General features: G+C 45.6%; 22 protein-coding genes. 17 read left to right on the top strand and 5 right to left on the bottom strand.

The genetic code is table 11. The features are described 5' to 3' along the window. The first annotated feature begins 36 nt into the window (after nt 1–36). The 4 genes from AB6E85_RS00520 (at nt 37) to AB6E85_RS00505 (ending at nt 6,358) form a co-directional block, all read left to right on the top strand. Nucleotides 37–2,208, top strand: a complete 2,172-nt coding sequence (locus AB6E85_RS00520; protein WP_050632485.1) for a metallophosphoesterase — start codon at nt 37–39, stop codon at nt 2,206–2,208. A 219-nt stretch (nt 2,209–2,427) separates the two neighbouring features. Then, entirely contained in the window at nt 2,428–2,772 is a 345-nt protein-coding gene (locus AB6E85_RS00515) for a multidrug efflux SMR transporter (protein ID WP_017069768.1), read from the top strand. 231 nt (nt 2,773–3,003) lie between these two features. After that, nucleotides 3,004–5,301 (top strand): formate C-acetyltransferase, encoded by a 2,298-nt coding sequence (gene pflB / locus AB6E85_RS00510; protein ID WP_372140989.1) that lies wholly within the window; start codon nt 3,004–3,006, stop codon nt 5,299–5,301. A gap of 634 nt (nt 5,302–5,935) precedes the next feature. Continuing rightward, nucleotides 5,936–6,358: a GFA family protein gene (locus AB6E85_RS00505; protein WP_048610866.1), complete on the top strand. Its 423-nt coding sequence runs from the start codon at nt 5,936–5,938 to the stop codon at nt 6,356–6,358. A 75-nt stretch (nt 6,359–6,433) separates the two neighbouring features. Here AB6E85_RS00505 and AB6E85_RS00500 read toward each other — a convergent pair whose 3' ends face one another. Then, complete coding sequence (locus AB6E85_RS00500) at nt 6,434–6,619, bottom strand: hypothetical protein (protein ID WP_372140987.1); 186 nt, start codon at nt 6,617–6,619, stop codon at nt 6,434–6,436. A 57-nt stretch (nt 6,620–6,676) separates the two neighbouring features. On the opposite strand from AB6E85_RS00500, the gene folK reads away from it, so the two are divergent. From folK to folM, 4 genes are all read left to right on the top strand, one after another. After that, nucleotides 6,677–7,174: a 2-amino-4-hydroxy-6-hydroxymethyldihydropteridine diphosphokinase gene (gene folK, locus AB6E85_RS00495; RefSeq protein WP_372140986.1), complete on the top strand. Its 498-nt coding sequence runs from the start codon at nt 6,677–6,679 to the stop codon at nt 7,172–7,174. Nucleotides 7,175–7,271: 97 nt separating this feature from the next. Further along, a complete protein-coding gene (gene folX, locus AB6E85_RS00490; RefSeq protein WP_017067658.1) occupies nt 7,272–7,643 on the top strand; it encodes a dihydroneopterin triphosphate 2'-epimerase in 372 nt (123 codons plus the stop codon). A 17-nt stretch (nt 7,644–7,660) separates the two neighbouring features. Continuing rightward, nucleotides 7,661–8,299, top strand: coding sequence for a GTP cyclohydrolase I FolE (gene folE, locus AB6E85_RS00485; RefSeq protein WP_372140985.1), 639 nt, complete (start codon nt 7,661–7,663; stop codon nt 8,297–8,299). Continuing rightward, on the top strand, nt 8,296–9,012 hold the full coding sequence (gene folM, locus AB6E85_RS00480) for a dihydromonapterin reductase (protein WP_372140984.1): 717 nt from the start codon (nt 8,296–8,298) through the stop codon (nt 9,010–9,012). The genes folE and folM overlap by 4 nt, the downstream gene beginning before the upstream one ends. Before the next feature lie 152 nt (nt 9,013–9,164). Here the strand turns inward: folM and AB6E85_RS00475 are convergent, their stop codons facing one another. After that, nucleotides 9,165–10,043, bottom strand: coding sequence for a DMT family transporter (locus tag AB6E85_RS00475; protein ID WP_372140983.1), 879 nt, complete (start codon nt 10,041–10,043; stop codon nt 9,165–9,167). A gap of 91 nt (nt 10,044–10,134) precedes the next feature. Further along, complete coding sequence (gene mpaA, locus AB6E85_RS00470) at nt 10,135–10,842, bottom strand: murein tripeptide amidase MpaA (RefSeq protein ID WP_082153989.1); 708 nt, start codon at nt 10,840–10,842, stop codon at nt 10,135–10,137. A 173-nt stretch (nt 10,843–11,015) separates the two neighbouring features. Between mpaA and AB6E85_RS00465 the strand changes: the two genes are divergently transcribed. From AB6E85_RS00465 to AB6E85_RS00430, 8 genes are all read left to right on the top strand, one after another. Then, nucleotides 11,016–12,641: an ABC transporter substrate-binding protein gene (locus AB6E85_RS00465; RefSeq protein ID WP_372140982.1), complete on the top strand. Its 1,626-nt coding sequence runs from the start codon at nt 11,016–11,018 to the stop codon at nt 12,639–12,641. A gap of 172 nt (nt 12,642–12,813) precedes the next feature. Then, nucleotides 12,814–13,698, top strand: a complete 885-nt coding sequence (locus tag AB6E85_RS00460) for a LysR substrate-binding domain-containing protein (RefSeq protein WP_046224776.1) — start codon at nt 12,814–12,816, stop codon at nt 13,696–13,698. Nucleotides 13,699–13,800: 102 nt separating this feature from the next. After that, entirely contained in the window at nt 13,801–14,685 is an 885-nt protein-coding gene (locus tag AB6E85_RS00455; RefSeq protein WP_017074494.1) for a carbohydrate ABC transporter permease, read from the top strand. 23 nt (nt 14,686–14,708) lie between these two features. Next, a complete protein-coding gene (locus tag AB6E85_RS00450; RefSeq protein WP_372140980.1) occupies nt 14,709–15,656 on the top strand; it encodes a carbohydrate ABC transporter permease in 948 nt (315 codons plus the stop codon). Between the two features lie 6 nt (nt 15,657–15,662). Then, nucleotides 15,663–16,943 carry an extracellular solute-binding protein gene (locus tag AB6E85_RS00445; RefSeq protein ID WP_050653228.1) on the top strand — a complete coding sequence of 427 codons (1,281 nt, stop codon included), beginning with the start codon at nt 15,663–15,665 and terminating at the stop codon, nt 16,941–16,943. Nucleotides 16,944–17,046: 103 nt separating this feature from the next. After that, nucleotides 17,047–18,546 carry a CehA/McbA family metallohydrolase gene (locus AB6E85_RS00440; protein ID WP_372140978.1) on the top strand — a complete coding sequence of 500 codons (1,500 nt, stop codon included), beginning with the start codon at nt 17,047–17,049 and terminating at the stop codon, nt 18,544–18,546. Continuing rightward, nucleotides 18,536–19,297, top strand: coding sequence for an HAD family hydrolase (locus tag AB6E85_RS00435; protein ID WP_372141237.1), 762 nt, complete (start codon nt 18,536–18,538; stop codon nt 19,295–19,297). The genes AB6E85_RS00440 and AB6E85_RS00435 overlap by 11 nt, the downstream gene beginning before the upstream one ends. 29 nt (nt 19,298–19,326) lie before the next feature. Next, nucleotides 19,327–20,457, top strand: a complete 1,131-nt coding sequence (locus AB6E85_RS00430) for an ABC transporter ATP-binding protein (protein WP_372140977.1) — start codon at nt 19,327–19,329, stop codon at nt 20,455–20,457. A 145-nt stretch (nt 20,458–20,602) separates the two neighbouring features. On the opposite strand, the gene AB6E85_RS00425 is transcribed toward AB6E85_RS00430, so the two are convergent. Continuing rightward, nucleotides 20,603–21,343 (bottom strand): amino acid ABC transporter permease, encoded by a 741-nt coding sequence (locus tag AB6E85_RS00425; protein WP_372140976.1) that lies wholly within the window; start codon nt 21,341–21,343, stop codon nt 20,603–20,605. A 124-nt stretch (nt 21,344–21,467) separates the two neighbouring features. On the opposite strand from AB6E85_RS00425, the gene AB6E85_RS00420 reads away from it, so the two are divergent. After that, nucleotides 21,468–22,244: a transporter substrate-binding domain-containing protein gene (locus tag AB6E85_RS00420; RefSeq protein WP_372140975.1), complete on the top strand. Its 777-nt coding sequence runs from the start codon at nt 21,468–21,470 to the stop codon at nt 22,242–22,244. A 248-nt stretch (nt 22,245–22,492) separates the two neighbouring features. Here AB6E85_RS00420 and AB6E85_RS00415 read toward each other — a convergent pair whose 3' ends face one another. Next, entirely contained in the window at nt 22,493–23,905 is a 1,413-nt protein-coding gene (locus tag AB6E85_RS00415; RefSeq protein ID WP_372140974.1) for a fructose-specific PTS transporter subunit EIIC, read from the bottom strand. Between the last annotated feature and the right edge of the window lie 2 nt (nt 23,906–23,907).

Here is a 23,907-nt window from a genome sequence, read left to right as displayed (position 1 = left end):
GCCAAATTTTGAGTTCTAACTTTTTGGGAAGAGAAAATGAAAAAGAGTACATTGACCGTACTGTCAGGCTTAATAGCAGCCACATTAGCTGGTTGTAATTCAAGTTCACCAAGTGACGACAGCGGCAATCTAGATAGCGCAGTGCAAGTGGCGTTCATGCCTGACATCCATTTCCATGATGTCTACGGTGATTTTCAAGACGGTTCGTTCGCGGGACTCTACAATTCGGATAGTGGCGAGTATGCGACAATTCGAACGATGGAGTCTCAGATGAACTCCACTCGTCTATTCAATGAAAACTACTTTGCGATGATAGCGGCGCTTGATGATGTGGTTGAGCGTGGCGTGAAATACGTAGCCTTGCCAGGTGACTTTAGTGACGACGGTCAGCCGATTCATATGCGTGGCTTGGTGAGCATTTTTGATCACTACCGCGACACGTACGGCCTTGAGTTTTTTGCAGCGCCAGGTAACCACGATCCAGTACGTCCATTTACAATCCCTGCAGGTAAATCTGATTACCTAGGCGAGGGTGGTAAGAAGCAGCGTATCTATAGCCGCGGTAAAGAAGAGTGTGTTGGTTATGACGATGAGTGGACGACGATTCCCGGTGAAGGCGACAACCTAGCAACCATATGTACTGAAGAAGTACGTGAGTGGGGCTATGAAGAGATCATGAGTATCCTTGGCACTCACGGCTTCTACCCTCAACAAGATTACCTCTACTTTGAAACGCCTTACAGCAGCGACCAAGCTCGAGCTAGTTACAGCTATGATTTAGCTAAAGAAGAAGCGGCTTTTGATAAGCGCATGTACGAGATCTGTTATGAAGGTACGGGCGGCAGTTACAAAGAAAGTGGTTACTCAAGCTGTTCTGAAGTGCCGGATACCAGTTACTTAGTAGAGCCAGTGAAAGGGCTTTGGTTGCTGGCGATCGACGCGAACGTTTATCGCCCGAAAGAAAACTCGTCTGATAGCTCTGTCGATGGAAACACGTTTGATGGTTCAAGCAGCGCTGGTTACAACATGATGCTGACTCACAAAGAACACGTGATTGATTGGATCTCTGATGTTGTAAAAGCAGCGAAAGAGCAGAACAAGACGCTGGTCTCTTTCTCGCACTTCCCAATGACCGACTTCTACAACGGCGCTTCTGAAGAGATTGAAGATCTGTTTGGCGAAGGAAGCCATCAACTGGCTCGTGAACCGGATGACAATACCAGCCGCGCGTTGGCTGCGACTGGCCTAAATATCCATGTTGGCGGTCACATGCACTTTAACGATACGGGTAAGAAGAGCTTCAATATTGATGGTGTACAGCACACTCTATTTAATATCCAAGCACCATCGCTAGCGGGCTATATTCCGGCCTACAAACTGTTGAACATTCGTCCTGACAACCAGATTGAAGTTGAGACGGTGGTCATCGATCAAGTCGCACGTTACAACGAGCTGTTTAGCCACTATGAAGAAGAGTATGAGTACCTAACGGCAAGAGCAGGTAATGACGAAGAAGCAAAAGCGAAAATCTGGAACGAAGATATTCTGAAGTCAGAGAGCTACTACGAACTGACCGATTGGCACATCCGTGAGCTAACGCGCCTGCGATTCCTTCCGGATGACTGGCCGTTAGAGATGCGTGAAATGATTATGCGAATGAGTGGCGAAGAGATGATGATCATGTCTCAGCTAGAAACTAATTTTACGGTTTGCCAGTTAGCTGATGAAATGAATTATCCAGTCGAGGGCTGTATTGCAAATGGAGTAGACGACTACGAACAATTTCAACAAGACTGGCAAGCAGCGAAAGTTGAAGCTGACGCTATTGCCTCTCAAGAAGGTCTAGTGCTTGAAGATTTTGCAGAATGGAGTGGTGAGTTGCTAGCGACTGACTTCTACCGCTTACGTAATGCAGACGAACTGGCATTCCGTGATATCGGTGAAACACAATTGCGCCAATATGAGTTGCTGAGTCGTGAACTTTCAGAGTTCGATGGCACGGTGGATTCAGAACTGGGTGACCTTGGCCAATATACCGTTGGTGAAGTGTTCCGCTCTCGTTTTGGTAGTTTGTTCGTGATTCTTGAAAAATTCGCAACAGGCCAAGCAAGTGATCACTTCTTGATTGATATCGATCAGCAAACCCTGACCGATCTGAAAGGTGAAGTGAAGCGCGATATCCTAAGAGGCTCATCATCAGCAAATTAAGCTACTTAGATTGTTAGCGGATTAACCTATTAGTTGATTAAAAAGAGCTCTACACATGATGTTGTAGGGCTCTTTTTGTCTTTCTGCTCTTCGATTGAATGAACAATCACACTTAAGAATTTTTAAGGTACGTCATAATAATTGCTTACTGAAAATCGCATGAATTGGAAATAAAACTACAATATTCTGAGCGCCGTATTTAATGTTGTGGACTCAAACATGCTTTTATCTCTTCCGCCTCCAGTGATGCTGTCACTCGCCATCGTGCTTGAAGTTGTCGCGACTTCTCTATTGCCAAAAACGCAGCAATTTACTTCCCTTCCTGCTACCGCCGCAGTACTGGTCGGTTATGGCTTTGCTTTTTATCTGTTGTCTCTCACGGTTCAAACCATGTCTTTGGGTGTGGCGTATGCGATTTGGTGTGGGGCAGGGATAGTGTTGGTCGCGGCGTTGTCTTGGTTGGTCTACGGGCAAAAGCTAGACATCTACGCGATCATTGGCATCGCTTTGATTCTGTCTGGCGTGGTGATCATCAACCTGTTTTCAACGTCGGTGAGTCACTAAGAGTCTATTCCTACTTCTGAAACAACAAACTAATTGGAATCTAGAGTTGTTAACCTCCAACTTAAGATATTGAATATAAAATAGTAATTATAATAAATGCATTTTGTGCATGTATTTTATGAAAACAGCTCACTTTACTCATAGATTGGTCGGTTTAGTATAGCCAGCAGAAACCAATGATTATAAATAATCATCGATATTGTCTTTTTATCAATAACTTAGGAGGTCATTATGACTATTCCGACAACCGATATGATGGAAGCTTGGGCGGGATTTCAAGCTGGCGAGTGGCAAACATCCGTTAATGCACGTGATTTTATTCAGCGAAACTACACCCCTTATGAAGGTGATGAATCTTTTCTTGCTGACGTGTCGGAGTCGACGACACAGCTATGGGAATCTGTGCTAGAAGGTATTAAAGAAGAAAGCCGCACTCATGCCCCTGTCGATTTTGATACTGATATCGTTTCCACTATTACCTCACACGATGCCGGTTACATTGCAAAAAACCTCGAAAAAATCGTGGGTCTACAAACCGATAAACCGCTGAAACGCGGCATCATCGCTAATGGTGGTATTCGAATGGTGAAAACGTCGTGCGAAGTGTACGGTCGTGAATTAGAGCCACAAATCGAAAAGATCTTCACTGAGTACCGCAAAACGCATAACCAAGTAGCGTTCGATCTTTATACCGACGAAATTAAAGCATGTCGCCGTTCTGGTATTATTACTGGTCTGCCAGATGCTTATGGTCGTGGCCGCATTATTGGCGACTACCGTCGTCTTGCTTTGTACGGTATTGACTTCCTAAAATCAGACAAAAATGAGCAGTTCAAATCAACTCAGAAGATGCTTGAAACGGGTGGTGATTTAGATAAGACATTGCGTTTACGTGAAGAGCTTACTGATCAAATTCGTGCCCTTGATGAAATGCGAGAAATGGGTTTGAAGTACGGCATTGATATGTCTTCTCCTGCTCGTACTGCGCAAGAGGCAATCCAGTTTACCTATTTTGGCTACTTAGCTGCGGTTAAGTCTCAAAATGGTGCTGCGATGTCGCTAGGCCGCACATCAACCTTCCTAGATGTTTACATCGAACGTGACCTTAAACTTGGTCTGATTGATGAGAAACAAGCGCAAGAGTTGATTGACCATTTCATTATGAAGCTTCGTATGGTTCGTTTCCTACGCACTCCTGAATACGATTCATTGTTCTCTGGCGACCCAATATGGGCAACAGAAGCAATGGCTGGTATGGGCGTTGATGGTCGTACTCTTGTTAGCAAAACGACTTTCCGCTACTTGCATACATTGCACACGATGGGCCCAGCACCAGAGCCGAACATGACGGTTCTATGGTCTGAACAACTGCCTATCGCGTTTAAACAATACGCGGCTAAAGTGTCTATCGAAACCTCATCACTTCAGTATGAGAACGACGATCTAATGCGTGCGGATTTTGATAACGACGATTACGCAATTGCGTGTTGTGTAAGCCCGCAGGTGGTTGGTCAACATATGCAGTTCTTTGGTGCTCGTGCAAACCTTGCCAAAGCGTTGCTTTACACCATTAACGGTGGTGTTGATGAAAAATCTAACATGCAGGTTGGCCCTAAAGTTGCTCGTATCGAAGATGAAGTTCTCGATTTTGACCGCTTAATGCCTCGCTTTGATGACATGATGGATTGGCTTGCAACGCAATACGTCACTGCGCTGAACGTGATCCATTACTCGCATGACCGTTACAGCTATGAAGCATCGTTAATGGCATTAATGGATCGCGATGTTCATCGCACAATGGCTTGTGGTATTGCAGGGCTGTCGGTTGTTGCTGACTCGTTAGCGGCTATCAAATACGCGAAGGTTACACCAGTACGTAACGAAGATGGCATCGCTGTCGACTTTGAGATTGAAGGCGAATATCCGAAATTCGGCAACAACGATTCACGTGTCGATGATATTGCTTGTGATTTGGTTGAACGTTTTATGAAGAAAATTCAGAAAATGAACACCTACCGTGAAGCGGTTCCAACTCAATCTATCCTTACGATTACTTCAAACGTTGTATATGGTAAAAAAACCGGCAACACGCCAGATGGTCGCCGCGCAGGTATGCCATTTGGCCCGGGCGCAAACCCAATGCACGGTCGTGATGAGAAAGGGGCGGTAGCTTCACTTTCTTCAGTTGCCAAACTGCCGTTCGAGTACGCTAAAGATGGTATTTCTTACACCTTCTCAATCGTACCAAATGCACTAGGTAAAGATGACCTAAGCCAAAAAGTGAACCTAGCAGCACTAATGGATGGTTACTTCCACCATGAGGAAAGTGCAGGATCGATTCGTGTTGAGGGTGGGCAACATCTTAACGTTAACGTGCTTAACCGTGACATGTTGTTGGATGCCGTCGAACATCCAGAAAAATACCCACAGTTAACCATCCGAGTCTCGGGTTACGCTGTGAGGTTCAACTCGTTAACACGTGAGCAGCAACAAGATGTAATTAGCCGTACGTTTACTGCTAAGATCTAACCGTAAATTTCAAGTTATACGGTTCTAAAAAAGCGCGAGAATTACATCCGTCTCTCGCGCTTTTTTGTGCGTCGAGTATGGTGCTAATGATGTCGTGGGAGCGCGTTGTGTTGGTTAGTTTAGGGGCAAAACTCGAAAGTTTCGTGGTGATTGTGTCTGGTGGTCACTAGGGCCTCTAACTTATTTTTGCCCCATTGTGTTTTAAGTTAGCTTTTCTGTGCAACATTCTGTTTGGAATTTGACTTACTTTTCCTTATGCCAAAACATCCAACTATGTGGCCAAATTTTCTTGGCACTCTAGCTTCCAGTTCTTGTGAATTTATACAGTTTATTTGGCTTGAGTCCCGTTTGAGTATGAAAAATGGCTTGTTTTGTCTTGAGTCCAGTCTCGTTTTGTCAGTAGAATATTTAGTAAGTTATTGTTAAGAATAGGATTAGCGCTTTCCCACTAAGATAACGAGCATTGTTAAAAAATGATAACACGCAGGCTCGTTTTTACGTAAAGGCAGAGTGCGAGATGTGATGTGTTTGCATTATATTTCAGCGATTTATTGTAGGTTTAATGAAAGTTAGGCAAGCTGAAAAACGAGCAGGCCTGTTATTAAGAATATTATGTGATTAAGAGGGTTCATCAATGATTGGTAGTTGTTTTTGTGAAAAAGTTAAATTCGAAGTTAGTGGGGTAACCCCGAAACTTTATCAATGTCATTGTTCGATGTGTCGTAAGGTTACATCATCCACATCAAATACTGCGTTTATTATTCCTAAAGAAAACTTTAACTGGCTATCAGGTACTAGTGATATTAAAACTTACCAGAAGCCAACAGGTTATCGAGTTGATTTTTGTACGTCTTGCGGCTCTACAGTACCAAATATGTATCGCAATATTGAGTTCTGGGTTCCCGCAGGTCTTTTAGATGGTGCCTTAGAGTTAGAGATCAGTAATCATCTATGTGTATCATCAAAAGCAAGTTGGGACGAAATCTCGGATAAAGGAAAACAACATGATGGTGTGCCTGAGCTGCACCACATAACAAGCTGCTCAAACGGACGCTAAACGATGTTGAACAAGCCCTCTCTTCATCATCGGTACCTGCCAGATTGGACACTTCGTTGAGCGATTTTCCATAACCTAAGATAATTTCTTGATAGCTAATTTAGCAAATGTACAGACTCGTTTCTGTCCAGAACCTTCATAAGCTGAATTTTTACCTGTGGTACTTTCTAGTTCAAAAGTCCCCCTTTCCGACTTAGAACCGATCTCAATATGAGTTGTCGGGAGATTTTCTTTTACCCTCCCGACATCAAATGGATACATAGCTGATCTTCCTAGCGACTTACAACGTAAGAGAGTCGTTAAAAGGGAGAAAACAATATGGCCACCGTCTATGTCAGCATCGGAAGCAACATTAACCGCGAACATCACGTCACAGAATCTCTCAAAGCATTGAATAGCCGCTTTGCACCTCTACACGTTTCTAATTTCTACGATTGTGAGCCTGTTGGTTTTGAAGGAGACAACTTCCTAAACCTAGTCGTTGGGTTTGAATGTGACCTTTCTATCGCTGAACTGGCCAAGGTTCTGCATCAAATCGAATTAGAGAATGATCGCAAGCGTGAGACTAAAGAATATGCTTCGCGCACTATGGATATCGATATCCTTCTTTACGGTAACGAAGTGGGCATTATCGATGGGGTAGAGCTGCCTCGAGGTGAAATCACCGAGTACGCTTTTGTGCTTCGACCGTTAGTTGATGTTGCCGCGCAAGAACGTCATCCCACGCTAGATATCTCTTTTCAGCACCTCTGGAACAACTTCGATCAGCTGAGTCAGAAAACCGAACTTATACCTTTCAAGGTCAGCTTCACTTAATCCCTACAGCGGCTTTGAACAGAACGCTTGAGCTTTATTGATCTTTTCTTCTAACAGGCACGTAACTCACTCTACCTTCTAAGGATCGGAAACTGTTATGAATCACAATGCGATTATCACCATCACAAATCTCAGATTAAGAACCTTCATCGGCTTTAACGAAGAAGAGAAAACCAAGCAACAAGACATCGTCATAAATGCGGAGATTCATTACCCCGCAAACAATCTTTGCCTCTCTGATGATGTGGAGAACGCACTTAACTACAAAAATATCTGCAAAAAAATTATTGAACACGTTGAATCTGGACGGTTTCTGCTTTTAGAAAAGTTAACCAGCGACGTACTCGGCATTTGTATCGACCATTCATGGGTCCGATACGCTCAAGTGAGAATTGACAAGCCTCATGCTCTACGTTTCGCCGATTCAGTCTCGCTCACCCTGAGCTATGAAGCAGAACTCGAAGATTAATTCTTAAGGAGCGACTCATGCTAACCACAGAAGCTGCAAAAGTAAGAGAAGCTTTGCTCGAAAAGGGGCTAGAAACCCCGATGACATCGAGCGAAATGAATCCCGACCAGAAGTACAACCGCATCAAAGGACTTTTGACGGAAGTTGTCAGTACGCTTGGACTGGATTTAACCGATGACAGTCTTGCTGAAACACCCCATCGCATTGCAAAGATGTACGTTCACGAGATATTTTCAGGGCTCGACTACAATAACTTCCCAAAAATCAGTGTTATCGACAACAAAATGTCGGTTGATGAAATGGTCAAGGTATCAGACATCAATTTAACTTCTACGTGCGAACATCACTTCATCACCATCGATGGTTTAGCACAAGTGGCTTATATCCCTGAATCCAAGATTCTCGGGCTGTCTAAAATAAACCGTATTGTTCGATTCTTTGCTCAGCGTCCTCAGGTACAAGAGCGCCTTACTCAGCAAATCCTGGTCGCGATACAGACTCTAGTCGAAACAGAAAATGTGGCCGTGACAATTAAAGCCACTCACTATTGCGTTAAATCCAGAGGTGTCATGGATGCAAACTCTGAAACCTCAACGACCGCGCTCGGTGGTATTTTCAAAACTAACCCTCAAACCAGAGCTGAGTTTTTACGATGAGTGAAACGATACTAATAACCGGCGTGGGAAAGCGACTCGGATTCGCACTGGCGCAGCAACTTTTAGCGGATGGATACAAAGTAGTTGGCACTTACCGCAGCGACTATCCTCAACTGCAACTGTTGCGCGACAGTGGAGCCGACTTACAACAAGTAGACTTTTATCAGCAAAGCAGCCTAGAGGGCTTTCTTCATTACGTTGGTCAAGAATATAAGACACTTCGAGCCATCATTCATAATGCTTCCGACTGGCAACCGGAGAACAAAGAAAATCCTAGTGAAAACGCATTACAAATCATGAACCAGATGATGACGGTTCACGCTACCGTGCCATATCTAGTTAATTTAACGCTCAAAGACCGATTAATGTCTGGCGATAAAACGTCGGACATCATCCACATCAGTGATTACGTTGCGGAAAAAGGCAGTAAAAAACACATTGCTTACGCGGCCAGTAAAGCTGCACTCAACAACCTTACGCTATCGTTTTCAGCAATGCTGGCTCCCAAGGTAAAAGTAAATACCCTCTCTCCAGCCATGATTAAGTTCAATGAACATGACGATGAGGCATACAAAACCAAAGCGCTGCAGAAAGCTCTGATCCCCACAGAAGCGGGCTTTGAGGAAATAATAGATGGCATCAAGTTTGTGTTGGCCAGTCACTACATGACAGGACGAACCTTACACCTTGATGGCGGCAGACATTTGAAGTAGCCCATGTGTTGGGACCTTGAGGCAGCATAGTCAACGTAGCGACTTAAACCTGCTTGATGACGAGTGCTGCCCTGCATAAGGAGAAAGTTTATGTCATCTCGGAGTGAACGGAATCAAGCTGGTTTCCCAATATAAAAATGTCCAGACACTTGTCATGATTTTTTATAGCGAGTTAGATTAATAGCGACAAGCCCCGAAATTATAATGACAGTGCCAATTACATGGTAGCCCTCAATATCTTCACCCAAGATTATGTAACTCAACATGGCGGCAATCATAGGCATGAAATTCATTGATAGTGAAGTTTTCATCGCGCCAATCATGTCGATTGCCTTTTTCCAAAGATAAGTTGAAATGATAGAAAGGAAGAATACGGCATAGACGATGAGTGGGATTGACTCAGTAGAAGGAATATATGATTCACTAGTAACGAGCATAAGGGGAAATAATAGCACTGAAGCAACAAATAGTTGGCAATACAATAGTGTCCAACCTGACATTATTATGGGGTTCTTGTTGAGAATAATACTATATAGGGAGTAAGAAAATGTTCCGACTAGCATCAGGATATCCCCATAATTAAACTCTAAGCCCTGTAAAACTTTCATGTCCCCCTTAATGAGTACATATATGACGCCGAGTAGTGATACTAACACCCCAATATATTGACCAATAGAGAGCCTGGTTTTTAGTATGACAATGCTCATTGCCAAAGTTACAGCAGGTATTAGAGAGTTTACTAATGACATATTGATGGGAGATGTATAGTGACCAGAGAAGTAAGTCATTGATTGACTTAATCCCATCCCGAAAAAGCCTAAATACAATAAAGTGAGGTGGTTTTTCTTAATGACATCAATATTCTGCTTGATTTGAGGTAGACAAATAGGTGTTAAGACTAAGAATGCAAACACGCATCGGTAGAACGCAAGAGTCGCAGGTTCTATTACACCGACAGCCATCTTGCTAACAATGTAGCTTCCTGCCCATATAGCAACAGTGAAAAATGAAATTAAGTAGCCAGTGTACATTTATTTAAGTTCGAATAATGATAGAAGTAGCCAGTGTACTAGTAATTAGGATGAATTACTGTTCGCATGTGTATATGTAGCCTACTCCAGACTAATTTCCCTCACGCTGCAACACCGCCACAAATGCATCCAAATACTGCTCTATAGTTAAATCCGCAGAAACGGGTGGTAGCTCCACAGTTATACACGGTAAGTTTCTTTCTTGGCACCATGTGCCGAATGAGCCTGGGGTTTCGTAATCCACGTCTTCAACGAGCGGCAGGTTGAATTGCTTGCCTAGCCAAATGGCGAGTTCTGATTGATCGGGATCGTCGACCATGGCGAGCGGCTCGTGGAAAGAAATGACGCATTTAGGTTGGCGTTGTTCAATGAGGTTGATGAGCGATTGCACTTCAAGTTCTAGTTGATCGGCTTGGCCTGTTTTCACTTTTACATCTCTTACTGGGGTGTGAGAACTCCAGCGATAGACGGTGCCGTTTGCTGTCCAATTTTGAGTCGGGAAGGCGCGGTTCAGATCGACTTGGTTAGCGTTGGCGCGAGTACCTAATTGATTGCCATCTGGGTTCATCGACAGAATCACATCGTGTCGTAAATTGGCGGCTGGCAAGCTTCTCAGGGCGCAAGACAATCCCGCGATTGAAGCAGTTTCATCACCGTGTGTGCCTGCTAAGATCAGCCCGCGAGATTCGCTTTCTATTTGCGCGGGGAAATAAAGCAAAGGCGCACCCAACACTGATTTTCCATATGACAGCGGCTTTATTGAAAACGCAGCTCTTTCCGTTCTTGGAATTAAACTCACCTTAATCTCCTGATTGATCAAGTACTATCAAGTATTCACTATTGGCTATATTAATCATTAACTAAGTCCATTAGATGAACCCCTTTAAATAAACCATAGCGTCAAAACTCGTCAACCGTCGCATTGTTAATTTTATTACTTGCTTCAAAGATAGGCTAGGAGAGCAAACAAACATGGATTTTAAAAAACATTCAACGGCTTTACTCATTTCATCTTTATTGACCCCTTTTATATCAGTGACTGCCGTTGCTGAAACCTTACCTGCTGGTGTTTCGCTGGCAAAAGACCAGCATTTAGTTCGTGCTAACGATGCAGAAGCGGCGACGCTTGATCCTGCGAAAGCAGAAGGCCTGCCGGAAATGCACATTCTACGTGACCTCTTTGAGGGTTTAGTGATTCAAGATCGCGATGGCAATATCACCCCAGGAGTTGCGGAGTCCTGGGAAACCGAAGACAACCAAACGTTTGTATTCCACCTGCGTAAAGACGCGAAATGGTCGAATGGCGATCCGGTGACGGCCGATGACTTCGTGTATGCGTTAAGACGTGCGGTTGACCCGAAACTCGCTTCGCCAAACGTGTGGTATCTCAAGCTCACCAAGATCAACAACATTGCTGATGTAGCAGAAGGTAAGAAGCCCGTTGAAGAGCTCGGTATTTCCGCTGTCGACAAGCACACGGTGAAGTTCGAGCTTGATAGCAAAGTGCCATACTTTGTTGCGATGACAGGTCACACATCCATGATGCCCATTCATAAGGCAACGCTAGAAAACAGCGATAAGCCGTGGAGTGACCCTAAGCAGTTTGTTGGCAATGGTGCGTTTGTTTTAGGCGAGTGGGTGGTGAACGAACGCATTGAACTGGAGAAGAATCCTAACTACTGGGACAGTTCAGATACGCACTTAACCCAAGTGACTTACATCCCGTTTGAGAACCAAAACGCTTCGATTAACCGTTATGCGGTGGGCGAGGTCGATATTACGTCTGATGTGCCGACACACATGGCGCAGCAGCTTAAAAGCAAATACCAAGATGCGTTTACCGCGGTGCCTCTGCTGTGTACTTATTACTACGCGTTCAATACCACGCGACCTCCATTTGATGACGCGCGAGTACGTAAAGCGGTGTCTTATTCGATGATGCGTGATGTCATCACTAATGGTGTCACTCAGGTGGGTAACCTACCGGCTTATACCTTTGCTCATGAGTACACGGCTGGTTTTGATGCGACTCAGCCTGAATACAGCACATGGACTCAAGAGGAGCGTGACCAAAAGGCAAAAGAGCTGTTGAAAGAAGCGGGGTACGATGCAGCTAACCCATTGGATTTCAAATTGCTCTATAACACCAGTGAGTCGAATAAGTCGATTGCAGTGGCGATTGCTTCCATGCTCAAAGGCAACCTAGGTGCGCAAGTTGAGCTGGAAAACCAAGAGTGGAAGTCTTACTTGGTGTCTCGTCGCCAAGGTGATTTCGATGTGATGCGCGCTTCTTGGTGTGGTGATTATAATGAAGCATCGACCTTCTTGAGCTTATTGCGTTCTGAGTCTTCGGGTAACTTTGCGCGTTACAACAACGATAAATACGACTCTGCAATGGACAGCGCACTGTCAGCAACTAACGAGCAAGATCGCCAAGGTTTCTATGATCAAGCGGAGCAGTTACTGGCTGAAGATATGCCTATCGCACCCATTTATTACTACATGCAGGCTCGCCTAGTTCGACCAAGTGTTGGCGGCTTTGCGAAGAACAACGTGGAAGGGCGCATCTATTCTAAAGACCTCTACATCCAAGAATAGATAGGCTGGATGCGAGTTCTAGCATCTCGCATAATAATATGAAATAGAAGAAAAGGGACGTTGATCATAAATATCTGATCAACGTCCCTTCGTCATTAATCTGTAACGGTAACCGCAAAAAACTGAAACCTGATTGAAGTATTTTTCACTTTTATTTCAATCAGGTGAAGCTATGTTACCCCCTCTACGCGCCCTTGTTGCGTTCGAAGCTGTTGCTCGTCTTGGTTCCATTGGCGCGGCTGCCCGAGAGCTTTGTGTCACGCAAGCGGCGGTTAGCCAACAGCTCAAAAGTTTAGAAACCTTCCTCGATACCACCTTGTTTGAACGCAGCTCTAAAGGCGTAAAGCTGACGTCAGCGGCTCAGCATTATCAACCGATTGTGGCAGGTTCACTTGCTCACCTCAAATTGCAGACTCAGATCTTGTTCGGGGAAAAAGAAACCGACGTGTTGAGCCTGCGCGTAAACCACACCTTTTGTCATAACTGGCTGCTACCTCGCCTGCCATCCTTCTATAAAAAATACCCTTTTATCAGGCTTGATATTCAGCTGGTGGACTGGCCGTCAACCAACCCTTGTCAGAATGTCGATATCGAATTGACTAACGGCAAGGTTGAAAGCGAAGACACCCATTGTGAGCGACTGTTTCAAGAACACTGGCAGTTGGTGTGCAGCCCTCAATTCAAATCTGAGCATCAAGAATTACTCAGTAAGCATGACTTTGCTGCTCTGCCGACGGTTCAGGTGAAAGGCTACCGAGAGAACTGGCTGCAATGGCTTGGCCACAACCAATTCGAGATGACATTACCTAAGGTTCTGCTCGAAGTGAGTAACTCTCTGCATGCCTTAGAAGCAGTTAAACATGGTATTGGAATGTTGCTAGTGCGTTCGCTCGCGGTGTCTGAACTACTCAAGAAAGAAGACCTTGTATTGGCAAGCGAATCCTCGATGCCAGCTGAATCTGCTCACTATTTGATTACTAAACACAGTCGCAGCGCCAAGGTGAATTTCTTCTGTGATTGGCTTTATCACCAGATGGAAGACGGTGAACTGGAGTAAAGATTTTCTTATGGATAGCCATAAAAAAAATGAAGGGCACTCTTACTAACCTGTCATAAAAAACACTTAGTTTAACCGCATACAAATAAGGACGAGGTCACCATGAGTGCTTTCTCACAACCAATGAAAAACCGCTTAAAGGTACTGTTATTTACCGCACCGTTGTTGGTGCCACTGTTTACTTTTTGGCTCGTACCATTTGGTTATTCAATTTATATCAGCTTCACCGATTGGGATTACATTTCGCCAGATTATTCGTTCATCGGTTTAGAAAATTACGAGTACATGGTTGAGGACTACGAGTTCATCCAAGCGGTGCTCAACACGTTTTGGTTCTCGGTCGGTGTGGTGATTCCAACCATCATTCTTGGTCTTGTGTTTGCCATGTTGCTGCACAAAAACTTCAAGGGTAGCCAGTTCTATCGTGCGGTGATCTTCTCGCCTTGGATCACGCCAACGGTCGCGGTGTCGATTGTTTGGTCTTGGGTGTTTGAAACTAAATCAGGCTTGGCAAACCACTTATTGGAGTCGGCTGGGTTTAGCGCGATTCCATGGTTAGAGAACGGAAACACAGCCTTGATTGCGGTGATTATCGTGACGGTTTGGCAGGCGATTGGTTGGACGATGCTGTTTTACATCAGTGCGCTCAACAAGATTCCTGAGTCTCTGTACGAAGCGTCTTTGATTGATGGTTGCAGCAGCTTAACGCGTTTTTTGAAGATAACGCTGCCACTGATTTCACCAACCACGTTCTTCTTGGTGGTGGTCAACATTATCACGGCAATGCAGGCGTTCGATCAGTTCCAGATCTTAACGCAAGGTGGTCCCGGCGGAGAGACTCGTACCTTGTTGTACTTATTCTACCAACAAGCCTTTGAGCGTTACGAAATGGGACCTGCAGCCGCAACATCGTTAGTGATATTCCTGATTACTGGATTGTTGGCACTTATTAATACCTACATCGGCAAGCGCTGGGTGTACTACTAGTCGATTTTTGAAAGGACAGAATTATGACCACGCAAGTATTGGATGCCAATCAAGTCTTAAATCAAAGAGCGGCTGAATCTAAAGTCACAGCCCAAGCGAAAGCAACCAAATCAAAGGTTGTGTCAAAGAAAAGCTCAGTGGGTCGCCGTTCGTTTATCGCACTGGCTAAGCACCTATTCCTGGCAACCTGCGGAACCATTATGGTGTTTCCGTTCTTATGGATGCTGTCAGGTTCGCTGAAAACCAATGATGAGATTTTTGCAAGCCCGCTGAATTTGATTCCAGAGCAGTTCCGTTGGGAAACCTTTGTCGAAACCTTTCACAGTGCGCCGTTTGGCTTGTACATCTTCAACAGTTTTAGCGTGGCCTTGTTCACGACACTGTTGGTGATTGTGAATTCGGCAATGTTTGCATACGCATTAACACAGCTGAAGTTTCGCTCGAAGACGGTGCTCTATTTTATCGTGATGGGCTGTTACATGCTGCCGGGCGCAGTGACGTACATTCCGTCTTACATCACCTTGGCAAGGCTGGGTTTGTTGGATTCACACATGGGATTGGTGGCGTCGAACGCGGCGTCGGTTTTCGGTGTTTTTTATCTACGCCAAGTGTTTATCAAGGTGCATCCGTCGCTGATTGAAGCGGCACGAATTGATGGTGCAGGTGAGCTCAAAATCTTATGGGCAATCATCTTACCGCAATGCCGAGCAGCAGTCGCAACACTGTTCCTCATCACTTTTATTACCAATTACAACAGCTACATGTGGCCAAGCTTGGTTATCACCACTCAGGATCTTAACCTGATTGCGACCGGGATTCGTCACTACTTTATTGCCGAAGGTAACTATGGATTGAACTGGTCGCAAATTATGGCGGCGAGCACCATTGCAGTATTGCCTTTGTTAATTCTATTCGTCATTTGTCAAAAGACGATTCTTTCAGGTATCGCCGATAACGGCGTAAAAGAGTAAACGGAAATGAAATTAAAAACTCTCGCACTAGTGTGTGCTGGCGCAGCAAGCGCGTCTATGTTCTCTAGCAGTGTTCTTGCCGCAACCGAAGTTAACTTTTGGTATTCCGGTGGTACTAAGCCACAGCAAATGATGACTAAGCTCATCGAAGAGTTCAACGCGAGCCAAGATGAGTATGTGGTGAAGCCAGCATTGCAAGGCAACTACACGGAAACCTACCAGAAGCTGCAAGCAGGTCTGGCGTCTAGAACGGCACCTGAACTTGTGCTGCTAGATTCAGGTCGTGCGGAAGCGATGCACGGACGTGGTTTGAGCCGTGACCTAACGCCGTTCATGGATGAAGAGTTTAACTTCTCTGATTTCATTGGCGCGTTTAAAGACCAAGTGACGGCAGACGACGGCACCATCATTGGCCTGCCTGCTTACGGTACCACTCAAGTGTTTTACTACAATAAGCAGGTATTAGCAGATAACGGCTTTACCGAGCAAGACCTAAACACATGGCAAGGTGTGGCTAAGGTCGCGGAGAAAGTTACCCAACGTGATGACAAAGGCAACGTGACCTTTTACGGCTGGGAGCCGATGTGGGGCCAAGACAATATGATTGATGCGGCTTTCTCTAACGGCGCGAAGATCATCAGTGATGATGGCAAAACAGTGTTAATCGATTCGGCTGAATGGGTTGAAGTGTGGGACAGCTTCCGTAAGTGGATCCACGACGATCAAATCATGCGTATTCACTACGGCGGTCAAGGTTGGGAATACTGGTACAAAACCATCGATGACGTAATGAAAGACAACGCGTTGGGTTACACAGGTTCATCGGGTGACCAAGGTGATTTGGACTTCACTAAGCTTTCAGCAACCACACAACCTGGCTGGGGTTCAAACCCTTCTGCGCCACAAGCGGGTGCACTGGTTTACGTGATGCCAAAAGGTACAGACGAAGCTGCTGCAAAAGGCGCATTCGAGTTCGTTGAGTTCTACACCAATGCGAAGAATACGGCGGCATGGTCAATGTTCACGGGTTACATCCCAGTGCGTAACAGCGTTTCTGAAGTACCAGAATACCAAGCGTTCACTAAAGATAACCCGCAAGCTCTGATTCCTTTGAAGCAAGCGAACACGGCGACCAAAGACTTCCTAGACCCTACTAACGGTAAGATCATGGACGCTCTGAAAGTGGCAGCGGATCAGATTCAAATCCAAAACGTGCCAGCTGACCAAGCGCTAAAACAAGCGGCGAAGAAAGCACAACGTGCACTAGACCGAGCGAATCGTTCTTAATCTGTAAAGTGGTTAAAACTATCTTTGCATGCATAAAGGCCCATCTATTCGGGTGGGCCTCTTTTGACCCAGTCCTTCAATTAGGACGAATTTGGTGAAGACAATGACCCAATTTCAAGGTGAGCTGCCGTTTGGCAGAGTACGTATCCCCTTTGATGTGCCAGCAGGTTCTCACTGCGTAACCATTACTGGTACGACGGTGAAAAAAGGATTCTTGTACGCGGCAGCCTACGATGCCAACCAAGCATTTCGTGGCAAGGTGTTGTTTGAAAAAGCGCACAAGTCACTCACTATTCAACCGCAAAACTCTGGCCTAGGCGCGATTGATGGTGCGATTTCATCGGGCGAGTGGTTCTTAGAACTTTATAACCTTGAAGGTGAGTTTCGTACCGAGCGTGCGATGCAGTATCAAGTCGATGTGCTGTGCTCTGATGCGTTAGTTAATCATTCTAATGAGCTAGGTACTGACGGAATTGAGAGTGAGCTAGAACTGAACCCAACGGTCACCGCTAATCACGATATCGAGTTTGATTACAGCCACATGTTGAGCTCTGATTCTCGCTGGTACCGTGGTGATTTACACGCCCACACTCAGCTTTCTGATGGTCACAATACCTTGGCCGCGGCTAAAGATATTGTGGAATCACAAGGGCTCGATTTCTTCTTCTTCACCGAGCACAACATTTGTCAGCCTAAGCTACCTGTATCAAACCAGTGTTTGTTCTTGACAGCGTTAGAAGTGACGACCGATCTCGGACACTTCAATGTGCATGGCCCGGTTAAGTCATTAGACCTTAGAGACGTTGAACACAACAGCCAAGCGACCATGGAAGCCGGATTGAGTTTAGCTAAAAGTGGACACAGTTCCCTTGGCATTAATCACCCGATGATGAAGCCGTGGCATTGGCATTACGATCAAGTGGATCTCAGCCAAGTTTCGACGTTTGAAGTGTGTTGTGACCCAACTTGGTCGACCTCGCCGAAAGCGACCGAAGAGGCGTTATTGGTTCTCAATGAAATGTGGAATTGTGGGCAGCGCATTACGGCGATTGGCGGCAGTGATTCGCACCTTGAGCCCCATGAACGTAATCCTAAATCGGATGAGCCTTCAATCTATGGCGACCCATCGACCTTCGTTTACAGCCATGGCTTGAGCGGCGAAGGGATCTTGTGTGGTCTGCGTAATGGGCAAGTTTACCTAGAGCGACGTTGCGGCTTGAAGTTTGACATCAACTTAGGTGATTTGCTGCCGGGCAACGATTCTCAAGGGCAGGCGCTTAGTTATCGTATCGCAGTCACCGATTCAGAAAACCCTTACTACGCGGAGTGCGTGGTTGACGGCGAGATTGTAGATCGAATCGCTTTGAGTGATGAGCTGCAAAGTATCCATATTGATGAGGGCTACCGTTGGTGCCGAGTCGATATTCGTCGTGGAGACCTTCTATTCTCAACAGGATCGAACAGCACTCAATCTTCATCTATTAATAATGAATTTGAAGGCTGCATCAATGCCGTATTCGACGGCAAACAACCAGAATTTAACCAACCCCTAGTGCGTACTTGGGGAGAACTAATGGAGCGAATGAGCCGTGATGAAGTTTAAGGCGATGTTATTTGATAAAGACGGCACATTGTTAGAGTTCCACAAGATGTGGCTTAACGTTTCTCGTGGTGCTTGTGAGCGTGTGAAATCTTACAGTGACCAACACCAAGGTAATCAAACTGTCACACCTGTTGAGTTACTCTTGGCCATCGGTGTTGAAGGTGATGTGGTTGATAACTATGGACTATTAGCCTCAAACCCAGTGGAAGATACCGCAACAGCGTGGTTCAACATGCTGCAACCCAATGTCTCGCTCGCTGAATTCACCAAGGTGACCAAAGCCGCTTTCAATGAGGAAGTGGAAGAGAACCCAAGCTGGATTGAAGCCCTGCCGGGTGTGGCTGAAAAGCTTGGCCTGTTTAAGCAGCAAGGCATGATTTTAGGCATCGCGACTGCGGATACCAAAGACTCAACGATCTACACACTGGAGCAATCGGGTTTGAGCGAGATGTTCGATTATGTCGGTTACTCCGATGGTGATATCGAACCTAAACCTGCGCCAGCACTGCTCAATGCCTTCTGTGAACAATGCGGTATTGAGCCACACGAAGTGATTATGTTTGGTGACACGGTTTCGGATATGGAATTTGGCCGCAATGCAGGCGCAAGCAATGTCGGTGTTCTGACGGGGACTGCACAACACAGCGAGTTAGAGCCAGTGGCGGATCTGGTTATCGCATCAGTCGCCCATTTTGAGCTCAACCAACTGCAAGAACGTGGCCAAAACGTCCACGACAGATTGCAAAGATAGTATTTAACGAATTGATTTAAGGACAGGTTATGGCTGAAGTCACACTGAGAGGGGTAGAAAAAACCTACCCAAATGGTTTTAAGGCTGTGCACGGTGTCGATCTGAATATTCGCGAAGGTGAGTTCATGGTGTTTGTTGGGCCGTCTGGCTGCGCAAAATCCACGACACTTCGCATGATCGCAGGCCTTGAAGATATCTCAGAAGGCGATGTCTACATTGGCGATAAGCGTGTAAACGAATTGCCACCTAAAGATCGCGGCATCTCTATGGTGTTTCAGAACTACGCGCTTTATCCGCACATGTCGGTATACGACAATATGGCTTTTGGTCTGAAGCAACAGAAGCTGCCAAAGCATGAAATCAATGAGCGAATTGAAGATGCAGCCAAGACTCTGGATATCGAACACCTGCTAAATAATAAGCCGGGTGAAATGTCGGGTGGTCAAAGGCAGCGTGTGGCGCTTGGCCGTGCAATGGTGCGTAAGCCAGATGTATTCTTGTTTGACGAGCCTTTGTCTAACTTGGATGCGAAGCTGCGAGTTTCTACGCGAGTCAGTATTGCACAGCTGCACAACAATCTTAAGCAAGAAGGGCAAAACGCCACCATGATCTACGTGACACACGATCAGGTGGAAGCCATGACTCTTGGTGATCGTATCTGTGTGTTGAATCAAGGTGAGATTATGCAAGTCGATACGCCAATGAACCTTTATCAGTACCCAGCAAACAAGTTTGTCGCAGGCTTTATTGGTTCGCCAGCGATGAATCTTCTCAAGGTGAGATTGGATGAGATTGATGGCGTGATGAACGTGGTCTCTGAAAGTGGGACTCGTTGGACGCTGCCACAAGACAAGCAGATTATCGCTCGTGAAAATATGGGTGAGTGGGTATGGTTTGGTGTTCGTCCAGAGCACATTCAACTGGCTAATCACGATGCGCCGTTGTCGGAGGTGAATACCCAAACGCACAAGCTTGATGTGGTCGAGTCGATGGGTAATGAGCTGTATCTCTACTTTAAACTCGGTGTAGATAAGCTGGTGGCTCGCGTGCCTTTTGATGCTGACCGAATGGCGGAAAGTGGGCAAGAGACAATGCTTCATTTCAATACCTCACAATGTCATTTGTTTGACCTAGAGACAGAAGAAGCATTGACTGATTAAGTCGACGTGTCGCGTATTCGAAATAAAGAAATCCCCGCTCAGATGAGTGGGGATTTTTCTTAGGGGGAGTATCAACAGGATCTTGGGCCTGTGCTCGAGGCTTTTTTGTTGGAGATAGCTGAACGATCTTGAGGGTTAGAACCATTTAATGGCTCGGAATCGCAATCCTTTTTTCTAGCCAACGAACCGCTTGCGATACCACCAAAATAAGAACAAGGTACTCCAAAACCAGAAACGTATAGATCTCTAAAGGTAAATATTCGTTCACCACCAGCTCATTTGCTCGCCTTGTTAAATCACTCAAACCAATCACACTCACTAGCGAGCTCATCTTGAGGATATAAATAAACTGATTGCCCAAGGGCGGCAGTATTTGACGGAATGCCTGCGGTAGGATAACCAATCGCATTTTTTGCCAATAGGTCAATCCCAAGGATTCGGCCGCTTCATGTTGCCCACGATTAATCGCTTGAATCCCCCCACGGAACACTTCAGCCATAAAGGCGCTCTCGGCAATGGTCAATGCGATTACCCCTGCCCAGAAGTGGTTCAAAGAGACATCGAGTAATGTCGGCATCCCGTAATACACCCACAATAGCAATACCAGCACAGGGATAGAACGAATCACCTCTACGTAAAGTCGATTAATTCCCTTGAGTACTGCTGAGCTTGAAAGCGCAGGAAAGGCGACCAATAGACCGAGAGCCATGGCAAAAACCATACTCAACAACGAAACCTGAATAGTCTCGCTAAAACCAGCCATCAAAAACTGAATATTAGTTCGCCCCTGCTCCGTCGACGGGTCGAGTACATACCATCCCCATTGATAATCTGAACATCCTGTCAGAAACAGCAGAGAAACTAGCGATAAGTGACGATAGTTCACATTTACTCCCAAAAACTCCATTTGTTATTGCCATGTTAACAACCAAATCTGTTTAATGGTTAATAATTAAGAAGAATATCTACATTCATCACTTAGAAATCAGCATTCTTTAAAGGAATAAAAAATGAAAAATAGCTTAATCGCATTAGGAATGTGCCTGCTTGCTTTTACACAAATCGCACATGCCCAAAGTCGTTTACAAGAGATACTAGATGCGGGAGTTCTTCGCGTTGGTACAACGGGGGATTGGAACCCAATGACAATGAAGGATCCTGCAACCAACAGCTACCGCGGCTTTGATATCGATGTCACGACTGAGTTGGCTAAAGACCTAGGCGTAAAAGTGGAATACGTCGCAACAGACTGGAAAACCTTGGTGAATGGCATCACGGCCAACAAATACGACGTGACTGGCAGCGCTTCGCTCAACATGTCTCGAGCAAAAGTCGCTGGGTACAGCCAACCTTACTTCTATCTGGCTTTTGTCCCTGTTGTGCAAAAGAAAGACATAGAGAAGTTCTCCGATTGGAGTGACTTTGACAAAACAGAAATCAAAGTTGCCGCCACGCTCGGCACAGTACAAGAAAAAATGGTGAAGGACTTCTTCCCATCGGCACAACACATCGTGATTGAAGCGCCGGCACGGGATTTCCAAGAGCTTTTAGCTCGCCGCGCTGATGTCTCCGTGACTTCAAACGTAGAGGCTGCAACCTTAGTAGAGAAGTTTAAACAACTCGCGATTGTTCCGGTGAAAGAGCCACGTAAACCAACTCCAATTGCGATGCTACTACCACAAGATGATCAGGTTTGGATTAACTACATTAACCACTGGGTTGAATTGAAAAAGACGCAAGGTTTCTTTAAGCAAACAGCTGAGAAGTGGGGACTGAAAAGCATGTAACACCATGATTCACTCATCAACCAGAGCCGCGATTAGCGGCTCTTTTTCATCAACAAGCACTTAAGATATTTCGGCCACGGAATTATTTTTATGGTGAAGATAGAGAGAAAATTCAGTTTGAACAGAAACTATACTGACTGATTAAATTGATTCTAGATTGATGAAAAGAACATCAAAGCGATATTTGAGAAGAAAATAGAGCCCTTAGGGGGAAGGGCTCTTGAGTTAGGAGCTTGCTTTAATTTGGGTTACGCGACCACTAACGTCGCGGCTTTCTTCATTGCTTCCTTGGTTGAACACTCAATCACGTTCGCGTTAGCAAAGCGGTGAGCGTCTTTCACTTGAATATCGTGAGCCAAGATAACCAGTCTTGCGTTCGCTACATCTAGGTCGGTGATGCGGTTCTGAATACCGTTTTGACCTTGAGTTTCTACCTTAATCTTAAGGCCTGCGGCTAAGCCTGCTTTCTCTAGTGCTTTCGCTGCCATGAAGGTGTGTGCAACACCAGAAGGGCAACATGTTACTGCGACGATGTCGTACTCGCCTTCACCTGCTACAGGCACCGCTTGAGCTTGTACTGGCGCTTCAACCATGTCTTCTTCTGTTTCTACCGCTACCGGTTTCCAGAAGCCTACGATAACGGCTGTGGTTAGCGAGCCAAGCGCAATACCGACGACGTACATTGGAATGTTGCTTGATACTGGCGCAGTGATTAGGCCGCCCCACGGTGCGTGCAGTAGAACGTCTGTCATGAAGCCGAATACACAGCCCACGATACCACCGGCAACGATTGAAGGAAGAACGCGCATTGGGTCATTCGCTGCGAATGGGATAGCACCTTCAGAGATACCGATAGAACCCATGATTGCTGCTGCTTTACCTGCTTCTTGCTCTTGTTTAGAGAACTTGTTTTTGAATAGGAAAGTCGCCAGAGCCATACCTAGAGGTGGTGTACAAATCGCGATGCCAACACCGCCCATTAGCCAAGGTTGTGTGTCTACTTGAGTTTGAGCGAATAGGGTCGCTACTTTGTTGATAGGGCCGCCCATATCAAACGCCGTCATACCGCCAAGGATTGTGCCCAGAACCATCTTAGATGCGCCAGCCATTGAAGCTAGGAACTCGTTCATTGAAGACATGAACAGTTTGATTGGCTCACCGATACCCCACAGTACGATACCTGCAGAGATTAACGTACCTAGCAGCGGGTAGATGAAGTAAGCACCTAGTGCCGTCATGTTCGCAGAAAGTGGGATCTTCTTAAGTTGGAAGACCACACCACCGGCGATAAAGCCTGCCACGATACAACCAAGGAAACCGCCGCCCATGTCAGCCATGATGCCAGAAGAGATCATCGCAGGTGCTAGTGCTGGTTTATCTGCAATGGAGTAACCAATAAAGCCGCCAAGAATGATTGGGAAAAGAACAAGGCCTTTGATACCGATATTAGAGATGTCTGCCAGCAAGCCGTCTGCTGGTACAGCACCTTTGCCTGATGCCATTACCGCTAACGCCAACAGAACACCACCGGCTACGATGAAAGGTAGCATGTGTGAGGTTCCGAAAAGCAGGTGGCCTTTCATGGTACTAAGGATTTTTTTAAAGTCGCTACTACTATTTTTATTATTGGTATTCGTAGCTTGAGTTGTTAGGGTGCTCATAA

Source organism: Vibrio sp. 10N.247.311.51, assembly GCF_041467855.1.
In the GTDB taxonomy this organism is placed as follows: domain Bacteria; phylum Pseudomonadota; class Gammaproteobacteria; order Enterobacterales; family Vibrionaceae; genus Vibrio; species Vibrio coralliirubri.
The sequence above is the reverse complement of the archived record's forward strand: the minus strand, read 5'-3'. Positions and strand labels throughout refer to the sequence as shown.